Source organism: Microbacterium sp. zg-Y625 (genome assembly GCF_030246925.1).
GTDB classification, from domain to species: domain Bacteria; phylum Actinomycetota; class Actinomycetes; order Actinomycetales; family Microbacteriaceae; genus Microbacterium; species Microbacterium jiangjiandongii.
The window spans coordinates 1758184-1771561 of sequence record NZ_CP126740.1; the positions used below are offsets into that span (position 1 = coordinate 1758184).

Annotated in this window: 9 protein-coding genes and 1 tRNA gene; 1 reads left to right on the forward strand and 9 read right to left on the reverse strand. The window is 69.4% G+C overall.

Translation table 11 applies throughout. From position 1 onward, the window contains the following. Positions 1–58 precede the first annotated feature (58 nt). Positions 59–4513 (reverse strand): PQQ-dependent sugar dehydrogenase, encoded by a 4455-nt coding sequence (locus QNO14_RS08040; protein ID WP_257506251.1) that lies wholly within the window; start codon positions 4511–4513, stop codon positions 59–61. A gap of 265 nt (positions 4514–4778) precedes the next feature. Between QNO14_RS08040 and QNO14_RS08045 the strand changes: the two genes are divergently transcribed. Next, a complete protein-coding gene (locus QNO14_RS08045) occupies positions 4779–4922 on the forward strand; it encodes a hypothetical protein (protein ID WP_257506252.1) in 144 nt (47 codons plus the stop codon). A gap of 27 nt (positions 4923–4949) precedes the next feature. Here the strand turns inward: QNO14_RS08045 and QNO14_RS08050 are convergent, their stop codons facing one another. The 8 genes from QNO14_RS08050 to QNO14_RS08085 form a co-directional block, all read right to left on the reverse strand. After that, positions 4950–5483 (reverse strand): hypothetical protein, encoded by a 534-nt coding sequence (locus tag QNO14_RS08050; protein ID WP_257506253.1) that lies wholly within the window; start codon positions 5481–5483, stop codon positions 4950–4952. A 98-nt stretch (positions 5484–5581) separates the two neighbouring features. Next, positions 5582–5653, reverse strand: a tRNA-Gln gene (locus QNO14_RS08055). Positions 5654–5744: 91 nt separating this feature from the next. Further along, positions 5745–7259, reverse strand: a complete 1515-nt coding sequence (gltX, locus tag QNO14_RS08060) for a glutamate--tRNA ligase (protein ID WP_257506254.1) — start codon at positions 7257–7259, stop codon at positions 5745–5747. Between the two features lie 248 nt (positions 7260–7507). After that, positions 7508–8737, reverse strand: coding sequence for an MFS transporter (locus QNO14_RS08065; protein ID WP_257506255.1), 1230 nt, complete (start codon positions 8735–8737; stop codon positions 7508–7510). A 2-nt stretch (positions 8738–8739) separates the two neighbouring features. After that, positions 8740–9507 (reverse strand): fumarylacetoacetate hydrolase family protein, encoded by a 768-nt coding sequence (locus tag QNO14_RS08070; RefSeq protein WP_257506256.1) that lies wholly within the window; start codon positions 9505–9507, stop codon positions 8740–8742. Between the two features lie 27 nt (positions 9508–9534). Further along, complete coding sequence (locus tag QNO14_RS08075) at positions 9535–10635, reverse strand: branched-chain amino acid aminotransferase (RefSeq protein WP_257506257.1); 1101 nt, start codon at positions 10633–10635, stop codon at positions 9535–9537. Between the two features lie 55 nt (positions 10636–10690). Beyond that, on the reverse strand, positions 10691–11740 hold the full coding sequence (locus QNO14_RS08080) for a 3-isopropylmalate dehydrogenase (RefSeq protein ID WP_257506258.1): 1050 nt from the start codon (positions 11738–11740) through the stop codon (positions 10691–10693). A 30-nt stretch (positions 11741–11770) separates the two neighbouring features. Then, positions 11771–13324, reverse strand: a complete 1554-nt coding sequence (locus QNO14_RS08085; protein WP_374113967.1) for an MFS transporter — start codon at positions 13322–13324, stop codon at positions 11771–11773. Positions 13325–13378: the final 54 nt, after the last annotated feature.

Consider the following 13378-nt stretch of genomic DNA (forward strand, 5'->3'; position numbering starts at 1 on the left):
GGCCGAGGAGGTTTGGCCGCCGACGCCGGTATGCGCTGCCGTCACCACCACGGGAGACTCATGGAGATGGAGATGGAGGTGGAGATGGCGTTGCGGTCGGTGCCGGGGACGGCGACGGCGACGGCGACGGGGACGACAGTGGCCCCACCGCCGGCGGTGTCGTGCACGCCACTTTGGTGTCGGTGTACGTCGCCACGAGGCTGAGGTTGGCGGTCACCGTGATCGTATGTGTTCGCGCCCCTCCGTCGCTCCACGACGAGAACTGTCGTGTTGTTCCGGTTTGGCAGACGGTGGCAGGCACCGAAATCGTGTGCTGGAAGTTCAGCACGCTGTCGATGTCGAATGGGAGATTCTGTGTCACCTCGTCCACGGTGATGGTGGATGCGGCGTTGCTGGTCACCTGAACCTTGGTCTTGCGGGGCCAGACGGTGATGGTGCTGGTCCCGATCAGGCCATCGGCGTCCCGAACCGTGAGCGTGACCCGGTAGCGGGTGTTGCCCGAGAAGTCGTGGCCGGATGTCGGCACCTTATACGTGATGCTTGCGCCGGTGCCGCTCGCGGCCGGGTGAGCGTGGTCGTCGTGGAGGAACTCGATGTTCCAGCTCAACGCCGACCCGGGAAGCGCTCCGACACCCGGATCGGTGCCGCTTCCGGTGAAGGTCATGGTCTGACCTGCCGAGAACTGTGTTCCGTCGGGGGGTGAGGTGATCGCGGCCTTGGGCGGTGCACCGACGGTGATGAAGATGGGGTCACTGGAGGTCGTTGCCCCGTTAGAAGTCACCTGCAGCCTGGCTTGGAAGCTTCCTGCAGCGGCATAGGTGTGCGTTGCCGCCGCGGTCGTCGCCGAGGTGCCGTCGCCGAAGTCCCAGCGATAAGTCACCGCTGTGCCGTCAGGGTCGCCGGCCGCTCCACTGAACCGGACGGTCAGCGGTTCCGCCCCGCTGGTGGGCGTTGCCGATGCCGAAGAGATCACCGGTGGGCGATCGTTCGAGCCCGCGTAGCTGAGCTTTCGCAGCTCCCCCGTACCGTCGAACCCCAGACTCAGCCAGTAGATCGCACCATCCGGGCCTGTGCTGAGCCACACGGGTGTCGGTGTCGAGCTCTGATGAAGCAGGCCGGACGCCACGCCAGTGCGGCCGTCTGCGCCGAGCTGAAGCCAGTAGAACTGGTCGGTCGGGTAGTCGGCGTAGACGTAGTAGCCGGCCAGCGGGAACATCGACCCGCGATAGATCTCGCCACCGATGATGGCCTTGTTCTGGCAGCAGCCGAGTCCCGTGGTGTGGGCGTAGGAGTAGACGGGTACCGTCACCCCGCCCGGGCAGATCGGCCCGTTCTTCGGCTGCGAGCCAGGTCCCTCGCAGCCGGGCCATCCATAGTTGGCTCCCGCCTGGCCGATGTTGACCTCTTCGTAGGCCTGCGCGCTGACGTTGCCCCCGACGTCAGCGATCCAGTAGCGGCCGGTGGTGCGGTCGAACGACGTGCGGTACGGGTTGCGGAATCCGTAGGCCCAGATCTCGTCAAGGTTAGGACCCGCGCCGTCCCGCAACGGGTTGTCGGCCGGGATCGTGCCGTCGAGATTGAGTCGCAGAACCTTTCCGAACACGTTCGTTCGGTCTTGCGAGCGGCCCTCGACGCGGTCGCCGATCGACACGTACAGCTTGCTGTCCGGCCCGATGTTGAGCGAGGCCCCCACGTGGTACGGGTTATCGGTGTTGTATCCGAGCCCGGGGTTCGTCCAGATGACCTGCTCGGTGCGCGAGCCGGCCGTGAAATGCGAGATGCGGAGGCGATCGGAGTTCGCGACCGTGTAATACACGTAGAAGCCTGTGCCCGCCGGGTCGGTAAGGATGTCGAGCGCGCCCGCCTCGCCCTGGCTGTTGGTCTGGCCGGTCAGATCGAGGATCTGCCTCTGCGCACCGGTCGCCGGGTCGACGTCGTACACGTAGCCCAGTTGACTGAGGACCACCATGTGGCCGTTGCCGAGCCAGTCGGCCGCGAGTGCGCGAGTCCAGTTGCCTCCCGCGACGAACGTGTCGGCCACCTTGGCCGGATCGAAGGTCGGCGATCCCGACGGCACGGCGGAGAACGTACGAGAGGATGGAGCGCTGGCCACGGCATCCGTGCTCACCGCTGTTGCAGTCAGCTCGTAGGGCCCCATCGCACCTGCGGAGTTGAACGCATAGGACCAGTCGGTGGTGACCGATCCTCGCCTCGCGAGCGTCACGGCGTTATCGACCTTCGCTGCCTGCCACGCAGCGCCGTTCCACCACAGCCCGCGTGACGAGTCGCGCACGGCGACCAGGACGCGGTCCACCCCCGCGGTTGCCGAGGCGGAGCCCGTGAGGGTCGCGGGCTCCACGAGGGTAGCGCCGGGGGCGGGCGAGGTGACGCTCACCGTAGAGACCTTCGTGGTTCCGGTGGCGCGCACGGTGATTCCCGAGATGTTGGCGGTGCCGCCGACGCTGTTCAGCGCGATCGTTCCGGCGCTCGTCACGGTGACGGGATAGGGGCCGAGCAGCTTCCAGGTACCGGCGGGACCGCTCACGACGTCGGCCACGGTCCTTCCGTTGAGTACGAGGGAGTAAGTCGCGCTGGCGTTGTCCTCCCAGGTGTATGCGCTGACGTCGTACGTGCCGGCGGGCACTCCTGACATCGTCAGCCGAGCGCCGGGTGAGCCGGAGCCGTAGATCGAGCAGCGGAGCATCGCTGCCTTCGACTCATCGGTCGCCGGGATGAGGTTCACGTCCTGGTTGCAGAACCTCGAGGGGCCGGACGTCAGGTTCGCAGCGGTGGTGCCCGCCTCGAAGTCGATGCCGTCGGCCGTGAGCACAGGACCGTTCAGGTTCACAGCGCGGTAGAGGATGCCGGCCGTTGCGGCATCGCCGATCGACCACGTGAAGGACGCCGCGCCCGACATGCGCGGCGAGCCACTGTCCGTAGCGCGCACGGTGACGTTCGACGTGCCGAGGGCTGTGGGCGTGCCCGTGATAACGCCGGTGGATGCCGCGATCGTGAGTCCTGCCGGGAGTCCGTCTGCGGCGTAGGTGAGTGACTGGCCCGGATCGGGGTCGACCGCCCTGATGGGAAGCGGTGCGATCGCGACACCCCGGGTGCTGGTCTGGGTGCCGGGACCTGTCACCGTCGGTGCTGCGTTTGCAGCGGTCGACACGCGTTCGACGACGACGCCGGAGATGTTGGCAGCCCCTCCGGACGACGTCACGGCGAGTGTGCCGTTGGTGACGGTGGTCTCGTAAGGGCCGAGCCTCTTCCAGCTTCCGGCCGGTCCGCTTGCGATGTTGGATGCCGCGGTGGCACCGTTCACGGCAAGTGAGAACGTGGCGCTGGCATTGTCTTCCCACGTGTAGAGACTCACGCGGTACGTGCCGTTCGGCACGGCCGACATCGTCACCCGAGCGCCCGGGGAGCCGGTGCCCCACACCGAGCAACGGATCATCGCTGCCGTGCTGGCGTCGGTCGCCGGAATCAGGGTGACATTCTGATTGCAGAACCGGCTCGGACCGGTGGCCAAGTTCGTTGCAGACGTGCCGGCCTCGAAGGGCACGTCGCCGACGGTGAGGGCGGGGCCGTTGAGATTGACCGCACGGTAAAGCGTGCCGGTGCCGGTGCCGGTGTCGTTGATGGTCCAGCTGAAGGCTGCGGAGCCGGTGAGAGCGGGTGAGCCGTTATCCGTTGCTCGGACGGTGACGTTCGACGTGCCGACGGCTGTGGGGGTCCCGCTGATGATGCCGGTTGAGGGCGCGATGCCGAGTCCGGCCGGAAGCCCCGTGGCCGAGAACTGCAGGGTCTGGCCGGTGTCGGGATCGGTCGCGGCGATGGTGAGCGGTGCGATGGCTGCGCCTCGGGCGCTGGTCTGGTTGCCGGGTGCGGTCACGGCAGGGGCGCGGTTGCCTCCGACGGCGGCCCGCTCGAGGACGAGGCCCGAGAGGTTGGCGGCACCGCCCGAGCTCGAGATCGCGAGAGTGCCGTTCGCGATGTCGACGGCGTACGGGCCGAGCACCTTCCAGGTGCCGGCGGCGCCGCTGACGACGTTGGTCGCCACGGTCGCACCGTTGATGCCGAGGGAGAACGTCTGGCTTGCGTTGTCCTCCCACGTGTACAGGCTGACCTTGTAGGAGCCGTTGGGGATGGCCGTCATCGTCACTCGTGCACCGGGCGAGCCCTTCCCCCAGACCGAGCATCGGATCATCGCCGCGGTGCTCGCCGCGGCGACCGGGTCGAGCGCGACGTTCTGGTTGCAGAAACGGCTCGGGCCCGACTCGACATTCGGCGCAGTGAGGCCGCTCTCGAAGGGCACCCCGTCGACAGACAGGGCCGCGCCGTTCAGGTTCACGGCCCGGTACACCGAATCGGCCGCGATCGCGATCGATTCGACATCGATGGCCGCCGTCGCCGGGTTCGTCAGTGCGTGCGGACCCAGGAGGGCGATCACCGCCAGCGTGATGATGACGCGGAGGAACCGCCTCGTGTGTGCAAGCCTGGATGAAGGTGACATTCGGCCCCCCGCGAACAGACGGCCGGTGCCATCGGCACGTGTATACACCCGCGAGGGCCGCCACGACCAGACCGCGACGTGAAAGCGCAGCTGATCGAAAGCGAGAACTCCCCGCACACGTGCGAGCGGTTCTGTTGCACACGAGTCGCGATCTCGATCTTTCGACCGCGGTTTGAGTAAGACCGCGTGGCTGGCCACAACGCTCGCGCGCAAACACAGAGTCGCTCCGTCGGCCCTTCTCCGCTTCCTTCGTCACGCGCAGCTGATGGACCGCGCGTCACTGTGGACAGCACACGGCATGTCCCTCGCCTTCGCCGGCATCCGCAGCAGCGACGAGGCGGAGCTGTCCGACAGTGTTCCCGCGAACGGCGAACACATGATCGCCGACGACGCGGGCGGCCGCGTCTGAGTCGAACCTCCGCTGGCCGGTCCCCGCTCAGCCCGCGATCGGACTACTGCAGGCTGGCGGGCAGGGTGCCGCCTGGGACTGCGCAGGGCGCGACTGGCCGGCGAACGTGATGAGGCTGAACACGCCCACGAGCGCCAGCGCACACCCGGCGTTGAAGAACCCGCCGGCGACGCTCCACAAGGACACCTCGGGATCGGATGCCAGCAGCACGACGACGAGTGCGCGGTCGAGCGCGACGGCGCCGACGGGAACGCCGACAACCCACCACAGCGGCCCCGCGGGGCGGATGAGCATGCGTACGACCCAGATGAGGAGGACAGCCAGCAGCACGAGGCCCGAGACGAAGACGGGGAGCGCCGGGATCTCCTCGAGCCACGTCGGCGGCCCGACGAGGTTCCGCCCTATGACAGGGATGGACACGCCGCCGCTTTCCAGTCCGCGCGCAGCGCGGGTCGTCTGGCCCACGGCGACGGTGCCGATGACGGCGGCGATCATGAGCACGGGATACCTCGGCAGCCATGCGCCCATGGCCAGACGGAACACTCTGCGCCTCCACGTCATCGAAGCCCCCTCGATCCGGCACTCGACCACGACATTACCGAACGCGGCGGGGCGCAGAAACGACGAAACCCCCGGTTTCCCGGGGGTTTTTCGTCTTGCTGGGGTACCTGGACTCGAACCAAGAACAACGGAACCAGAAACCGCCGTGTTGCCAATTACACCATACCCCATCGGTTCGAAGTCGCCCTCGCACCGAAGATCAAGCATAGCCGATCTCCAGCCGTGACACGAACCGGCGTCGCCCCGGGCGTGCCGCGGCGGTCAGCCCGTGCGCTCGACCAGCGCGCTCAACCGGCGCAGCGTCTCGGTCTTGCCGAGCAGCTCCATCGATTCGAACAGCGGCGGCGAGATGCGCCGGCCGCTCAGCGCCACGCGCAGCGGACCGTAGGCGACCCGGGGCTTGAGGCCAAGCCCCTCGATGAGCGCCTCGGACAGCGCTTCCTGCACGGCGGCGGCTGCGAATCCCTGCTCGGGCACCAGCTCGAGCGCGCCCACCGAGGCGACGAGTACCTCGTTCGCGTTCGCGGGCAGGCTCTTCAGCGCATCCTCCTGGTAGTCGATCTCATTCGTGAAGAGGAAGCCCAGGAGGCCCGGGACCTCGCCCAGCAGCTGCACGCGCTCCTGCACGAGCGGGGCGGATGCCGTGATCATCTGCTGCTGCTCGGGGGTCGGCGGGTTCGAGACGACGCCGGCCGCGACGAGGTAGGGGACGATCCGGGCCGCGAAGTCCTCGGCATCCAGCATGCGGATGTGGTCGCCGTTGATCGACTCGGCCTTCTTCTGGTCGAAGCGGGCCGGGTTCGGGTTGACGTCGGCGATGTCGAAGGCGGCGATGAACTCCTCGAGGGAGAACACGTCGCGGTCATGCGACAGCGACCAGCCGAGCAGGGCGAGGTAATTGAGCAGGCCTTCGTGGATGAAGCCCTTCTCGCGCTGCAGGAAGAGGTCTGCCTTCGGGTCCCGCTTGGAGAGCTTCTTGTTGCCCACTTCACCCAGCACGAGCGGCATGTGGCCGAACCGGGGGACGAAGGTCGTCACACCGGCCTCGATGAGCGCGGCGTAGAGCGCGAGCTGACGGGCCGTCGACGGCATGAGGTCCTCGCCGCGAATGACGTGCGTGATGCCCATGAGTGCGTCGTCGACGGGGTTGGTGAACGTGTACAGCGGCTGCCCACCTGCCCGCACGACGACGAAGTCGGGGAACGACCCGGCGGGGAAGGTCACCTCGCCGCGGATGAGGTCCACGTAGGTGACGTCCTCGTCGGGCACCCGCAGGCGCCAGGCGGGCTCGCGGCCCTCGGCGCGGAACGCCGCCTTCTGCTCATCGGTGAGCGTCCGGTCGTAGTTGTCGTAGCCGAGCTGCTTCGCGCGGCCGTTGGCCTCGTTGCGGGCGTCGATCTCCTCGGCGGTCGAGTACGACTCGTACACCGCGCCGGCGTCGATCAGCTGCTGCAGCACGCCGGCGTAGATGTCGCCGCGCTGGGACTGCCGGTAGGGAGCGTGCGGTCCGCCCTTCTCGACGCCCTCGTCCCAGTCGATCTCGAGCCAGGTGAGCGCGTCGACGAGCTGCCGGTAGCTCTCCTCGCTGTCGCGGGCGGCGTCGGTGTCCTCCACGCGGAAGATCATCTTTCCGCCGGTGTGACGCGCGTAACCCCAGTTGTAGAGGGCGGTGCGCACCATGCCGACGTGCGGAAGACCGGTCGGCGAGGGGCAGAAGCGGACGCGGACGTCGGCGCCGGAAGCGGTCGTGGTCAGGGGGTGCGGTGCAGAGGACATCCCTCCCAGTCTAGTTCCGCCGCGCCGCGCGCCCCGCGGTTCTTGTGGCGTGGGTCCGCGTCCGGTCGGTCCAGCCGCTCCCCTGGCTCGTCGCGTGTGCACAACGTCGGATGCCACGGGCGACGCGCCGCGCCGACGGCATCCGTCACCCGCGGGTGGGGCACGATCTCCGACGTTGTGCACGCACGCGGTCGAAAGAGCGGGCGGCATGTCCTCGCAGGGCCCGGACGAGCCGCGCCCGGGGCGGCTCAGCGACGGGCGTACGGGGCGAGGGCGGTGACGGACGCAACCACGAGCAGCGCGACGAGCGCGAGGCCGCCGTAGCCGATCCAGCCGAGGATCAGGCCGGCGAGGACCGCCCCCACGGCGGCGGATGCCGTCATGATCGTGTCGCTCACGCCCTGGCGCTTCGGGCGCAGCTCGGCGACCGTGCTCTCGGTCAGCAGCGCCGCGCCCGCGACGGTCGCCGCGCTCCAGCCGAGGCCGAGCAGCAGCAGCGCCACGAGCACGGCCCACTGCGACTGCGGCAGCACGGCCGCCGTGATGAGCGAGGCGGCCAGGATGCCCTGACCGAGCAGGATCGTCGGCATGCGCCCCCACCGGTCGGCCAGCATCCCGAAGACCGGCGACAGCCCGTACATCCCGAACACGTGCAGCGCGATCGTGACGCCGACCACCGTCGTCACCTGGTCCGGCGCAAGGTGCGACAGGTGCACCGGGGTCATCGCCATGACCGAGGCCATGACGACGTGCGAGCCGGCGACGGCGAACATCGCGTAGCGCGCGGTCCGCGGCGCATCGGTCTCCACCGCGATCTTCGGGCCGGCGGAGGACCCGCGGGCCAGTCGCTGCGCGGTCCGCAGCGGGTCCGGCCGGAGCCCGACCAGATACAGCACGAGCGCGAGGCTCTGCGCGACGAGGGAGAAGGCGTAGGAGCCGGTCAGCTGCGGCATCCCGAGGAATGCTCCGACCGCCTCCCCCGGGGTCAGCAAGAGCGGGCCCAGCACGCCTCCGACCGTCGTCGCCCACACCACGGTCCCGAGGTCGCGGCCGCGACGGTCGGCGGTCGACAGGTCGGTCGCCGCGAAGCGTGACTGCAGGTTGCCGGCGTTGCCGGCCCCGATGAGGATGACGCCGACCAGCAGCAGGGGGAAGAGCCTCAGGGCCGCGGCCGTGATGACGACGCCGATGCCGATGAGGGCGAGGACGTTGCCGATCGTCAGCGCCGTGCGCCGACCACGGCGGGCGGCGAGCCGCGCCAGCGGGATGGCGCACAGCGACGCGCCCAGCGTCACCGAGGCCGTCGCGAGCCCCGACAGCGAATCCTGGCCCGAGAGGTCCGCGGCCAGGAGCGCGCCGAGCGAGACCGTCGAGCCGAACGCCACCCCGCCGAGCACCTGACCGGCGCCGAGGACGGCGACCGTGCGGCGTTGGATGCCGAGGACCTCCGCGGTGCTGAGGGCAACCGCGCCGGACATGGTCACGCGTCGCGTGCGGTGTTGCGCAGGGTTCCGAGTCCCGTGATCTCGACCTCGACGGTGTCACCCGCGACGAAGGGCCCCACACCGGCGGGCGTGCCGGTGAGGATCACATCGCCGGGAAGGAGCGTGAAGGCCGCCGAGGCGTAGGCGATGACATCCGCCACCGAATGCACCATGTCGGCGATGGCCCCGTCCTGGCGCACCTCCCCGTTCACGCGGGTGACCACCCGTGCATCGCCCGCCGGGTCGAAGTCGGTCTCGATGGCCGGACCCAGCGGGCAGAAGGTGTCGAACCCCTTCGCCCGCGCCCACTGGCCGTCGGAGCGCTGCAGGTCGCGTGCCGTGACGTCGTTCGCGATGGTGTAGCCGAACACATAGTCCAGCGCCTTCTCTGCGGGCACGTTCTTCGCCACCCGCCCGATCACCACCGCCAGCTCACCCTCGTAGTCGGTCTGCTGGGACTGCGTCGGGCGCACGATGGTGTCCCCGGGGCCGATGACCGACGTGTTCGGCTTGAAGAACAGCAGCGGCGCCGCGGGCGCCTCTCCGCCCATCTCGGCGGCGTGGTCCCGGTAGTTCTTGCCGACGCAGACGATCTTCGACCGCGGAATGACGGGGGCGAGCAGCGTCACCTCGCTCAGCGGCACGCGCTGACCGGTCGTCTCGAAGCCGGCGAACAGCGGATCGCCGGCCAACACGACGAGATCGGTGTCGTCGACGATGCCGAAGGAGATGACGTCCTGGTGACTGAAGCGCGCGATTCTCACCGCATCACCCTATCGAGCGGGCGCCCGTCAGGCATCCAGCCGCACGAGCCAGCCGTGGCGATCCTCGGCCCGGCCGTACTGGATGTCCGTCAGCTCCTGGCGCAGCGACAGTGCGAGGTCGCCCACGGGCTGCTCGTCGACGAAGTCCGCGCCCTTGAGCCAGCCGATGGGCGCCACCACGGCGGCGGTGCCGCACGCGAAGACCTCGACGATGTCTCCGGATGCCACTCCCTGGCGCCATTCGTCGATCGAGACGTGCCGACCCACGACCTTGTGACCGCGGTCGGCGGCCAGCTGCAGCAGAGAGTCGCGGGTGATGCCCTCGAGGATCGACGGCGACTGCGGGGTCACGATCGTGCCGTCCTTGTACACGAACACGATGTTCATGCCGCCGAGCTCCTCGACGTTGCGGTCCGCGTCGAGGAAGACCACCTGGTCGCAGCCCTGCTCGTGCGCCTGTGCCTGCGGCAGCAGGCTGGCGGCGTAGTTGCCGCCGGTCTTGGCCGCTCCGGTGCCGCCCTTGCCGGCGCGGGCGTAGTCCTCGCTCAGCCAGATCGACACCGGCTTCGCGCCGCCCTTGAAGTAGGCGGCCACGGGGCTGGCGATGAGGTAGTAGGCCACCTTGTTGGCGGGGCGGACGCCCAGGAACGCCTCCTTGGCGAACATAAACGGCCGCAGGTACAGACTCTGGTCCTCGCCGGAGGGCACCCAGTCGCCGTCGACGGCGATCAGTTCGCGCAGCGACTGCAGGAAGTACTCGACGGGCAGTTCCGGCAGGGCCAGACGCCGGGCGCTGCGCTGCAGCCGCAGGGCGTTCTGCTCGGGGCGGAACGTGTGGATCGAGCCGTCGGCGTGACGGTAGGCCTTGATGCCCTCGAAGACCTCCTGGCCGTAGTGCAGCACGGCCGCGGCAGGGTCCAGCGAGATGGGTCCGTAGGGCTGCACGCGCGGACGGTGCCATCCGCCCCGGACCGACCAGCAGATGTCGACCATGTGGTCGGTGAACATCGTGCCGAACGCCGGATCCCGCAGGATCTCCTCGCGCTGGGCGGGGGTCTTGGCCGCGAGGTTGCGGGTGAGGGAGAACTCGAGCGGCGCGAGGCCGGCGTCGGGGTCGAGAAGAGTCATGTCAGTCCTGTCGCGTGGGGCGCCTGCAGCGCCGATGTCAGCGTACGCCCGCCGGTCAGGCGAGGCGGGCGGCGATCGCATCGCCGATCTGCGCCGTCGTGCGGGCTCCGCCGTCCCGAGCCGCGATGTCCTCCTCGGCCGCGCGGGTGACGCGCTGCGCTTCGTCCGTGAGCCCGAGGTGATCGAGCAGCAGTGCGACGGAGAGGATGGCGGCCGTGGGATCGGCCTTCTGCTGTCCGGCGATGTCCGGCGCCGAGCCGTGCACGGGCTCGAACATCGAGGGGAAGGCGCCGTCGGGGTTGATGTTCCCCGAAGCCGCCAGGCCGATGCCACCGGTGACGGCGCCGGCCAAGTCGGTGAGGATGTCGCCGAAGAGGTTGTCGGTGACGATCACGTCGAAGCGATCCGGGTTCGTGACCAGGAAGATCGTCGCCGCGTCGACGTGCAGATAGTCTACGGCGACATCCGGGTGGTCCGCGGCGACGGCATCCACGATGCGCTGCCACATGCCGCCGGCGTGCACCAGCACGTTGGTCTTGTGCACGAGGGTGAGCTTCTTCCGCCGGCGCTCGGCGAGGTCGAACGCGTAGCGCACCACCCGCTCCACGCCGTACGCGGTGTTGACGCTCGTCTCGTTGGCGACCTCGTGCGGGGTGCCGGTGCGGATCGACCCGCCGTTGCCCACGTAGGGTCCTTCGGTGCCCTCGCGCACGACGACGAAGTCGATGTCTCCGGGCTGGGCCAGCGGGCCGGCGGCGCCGGGATAGAGCTTCGAGGGACGCAGGTTCACGTAGTGGTCCAGCGCGAAGCGCAGCTTCAGCAACAGACCGCGCTCGATGTTGGCGTCCTTCAGCCGCGGGTCGCCCGGCACTCCCCCGACGGCCCCGAGAAGGATCGCGTCGTGCTCCGCGATGGCGGCGAGGTCCTCGTCGGTGAGGGTGTCGCCGGTCTCGAGGTACCGGGCAGCCCCCAGCGAGAAGCGGGTCGACTCGAACGTCACCTCGGAGCCGGTGGTCGCCGCGGCGAGCACCTTCTCGGCCTCGGCGATGACCTCCGGCCCGATGCCGTCACCGGGGATGACGGCCAGCTTCACGACGCGCGACATGACACTCCTTCACGTGGGCCGCGCCGCAGGTCAGTCGGCGACGTGCTCGGGGGCGGCGCGGGATGCTCCCAGGGTAGTGGCCGCGATCACTGCGGCGACGACGACGAGGCCGGCGCCGATGAGGGCCGTGACGCCCACGCCCGCGTCGAATGCGTGGGCGGCGCTGGAGTGGAGGGCCTCGGCGACCGCGGGATCCAGCCCGGTTCCGGCGGTCACGGCCCCCGCCAGGGTCTCGCGGGCCGCGTCGGCCGCCGCAGCGGGCAGCCCCTCGGGAACCACGATTCCGCTGCGGTACATCGCGGTCAGGATGCCGCCAAGAACGGCGGTGCCCAGCACCGCACCGAGCTCGTACGCGGTCTCGGAGACCGCGCTCGCGGCCCCCGCCTTCGCCGGCGGGACGCTCGCGAGGATGAGGTCGTTCGAGACCGTCTCGGCCGCTCCGATTCCGATTCCGAGCATCACGAACGCGAGGATCAGCGGCAGCAGGGCGTCGGGGTCGGCGGTGAGGGCGACGGTGACGTAGCCCGCCACCGAGAACAGCAGCGCGACGCTCACCACGATGCGCGGGTCGACGCGGCGGGCGACGGGTACGACCAGCAGCCCGGCGGCGATCATGGCGGCCATGCCGGGCACCAGGGCGAGACCGGCATCCATCGGCGACAGCCCCACGATGAGCTGCAGATGCTGCGAGATGAAGAAGAGGAAGCCGACGAGGGCGACCACGCTCAGCAGGTTGACCACCAGTGCCCCGCTGAATGTGCCGCGGGAGAACAGGCGCATATCGAGCATCGGCGAGGCCGAACGCAGCTGCCGGCGCACGAACAGCGCGCCGGATCCGACACCGGCGAGCAGCAGCACGAGCGGCAGGGGTCCGGGGCCGTGCACCGCGAACTCCTTGATCGCGTAGACGATCGGCACCATCGTCGTCAGCGACAGCAGGATGCTGAGCGGGTCGATGCGTCCGGGGTGGGGGTCGCGGCTCTCGGGCACCAGCAGCGGGGCCAGGACGAGCAACGGGACGAGCACCGGCACCGACATGAGGAAGACCGATCCCCACGGGAAGTGCTCCAGCAGCAGGCCGCCCACGATGGGGCCGAGCGCCGCGCCGGCGGAGAACATCGACGCCCAGACGGCGATCGCGAACCGTCGCTGGTTGCGATCGGTGAAGATGCTGCGCAGCAGCGAGAGCGTCGACGGCATGAGCATGGCGCCGAAGACACCCATGGCCGCGCGCGCCGCGATGAGAAGGACCGCGGTCGGCGCGAAGGCCGCGGCGACCGACACCGCGGCGAATCCGGTGGCGCCGATCAGCAGCATCCGTCGGCGCCCGAAGCGGTCGCCGAGGGTTCCCATCGTCACCAAGAGGCCGGCGAGGACCAGCGGATAGGCGTCGATGATCCACAGCTGCTCGGCGCTCGTCGGCGCGAGGTCGCGCGCGATGTCGGGCAGCGCGAAGCTCAGCACCGTGTTGTCGACGGAGACGAGCAGCACCGGAAGCATCAGCACGACCAGCGCCGTCCAGCCGCGCCAGCCCACGCGCTCGCCCTGGCTGTCGGCGAGGCGGATCTCTTCTGTCAGTGTCATCATGATTGTTTACCGTCCAGCCGGTATAGTAACAGCATGCCCGGTCTCCCGTCG

What these genes read in the sequence shown, in the direction of transcription:
- QNO14_RS08040 (WP_257506251.1), bottom strand. Translation starts at nt 4,513, where the DNA reads ATGTCACCTTCATCCAGGCTTGCACACACGAGGCGGTTCCTCCGCGTC.
- QNO14_RS08045 (WP_257506252.1), top strand. Translation starts at nt 4,779, where the DNA reads ATGGACCGCGCGTCACTGTGGACAGCACACGGCATGTCCCTCGCCTTC.
- QNO14_RS08050 (WP_257506253.1), bottom strand. Translation starts at nt 5,483, where the DNA reads ATGACGTGGAGGCGCAGAGTGTTCCGTCTGGCCATGGGCGCATGGCTG.
- gltX (WP_257506254.1), bottom strand. Translation starts at nt 7,259, where the DNA reads ATGTCCTCTGCACCGCACCCCCTGACCACGACCGCTTCCGGCGCCGAC.
- QNO14_RS08065 (WP_257506255.1), bottom strand. Translation starts at nt 8,737, where the DNA reads ATGTCCGGCGCGGTTGCCCTCAGCACCGCGGAGGTCCTCGGCATCCAA.
- QNO14_RS08075 (WP_257506257.1), bottom strand. Translation starts at nt 10,635, where the DNA reads ATGACTCTTCTCGACCCCGACGCCGGCCTCGCGCCGCTCGAGTTCTCC.
- QNO14_RS08080 (WP_257506258.1), bottom strand. Translation starts at nt 11,740, where the DNA reads ATGTCGCGCGTCGTGAAGCTGGCCGTCATCCCCGGTGACGGCATCGGG.
- QNO14_RS08085 (WP_374113967.1), bottom strand. Translation starts at nt 13,324, where the DNA reads ATGACACTGACAGAAGAGATCCGCCTCGCCGACAGCCAGGGCGAGCGC.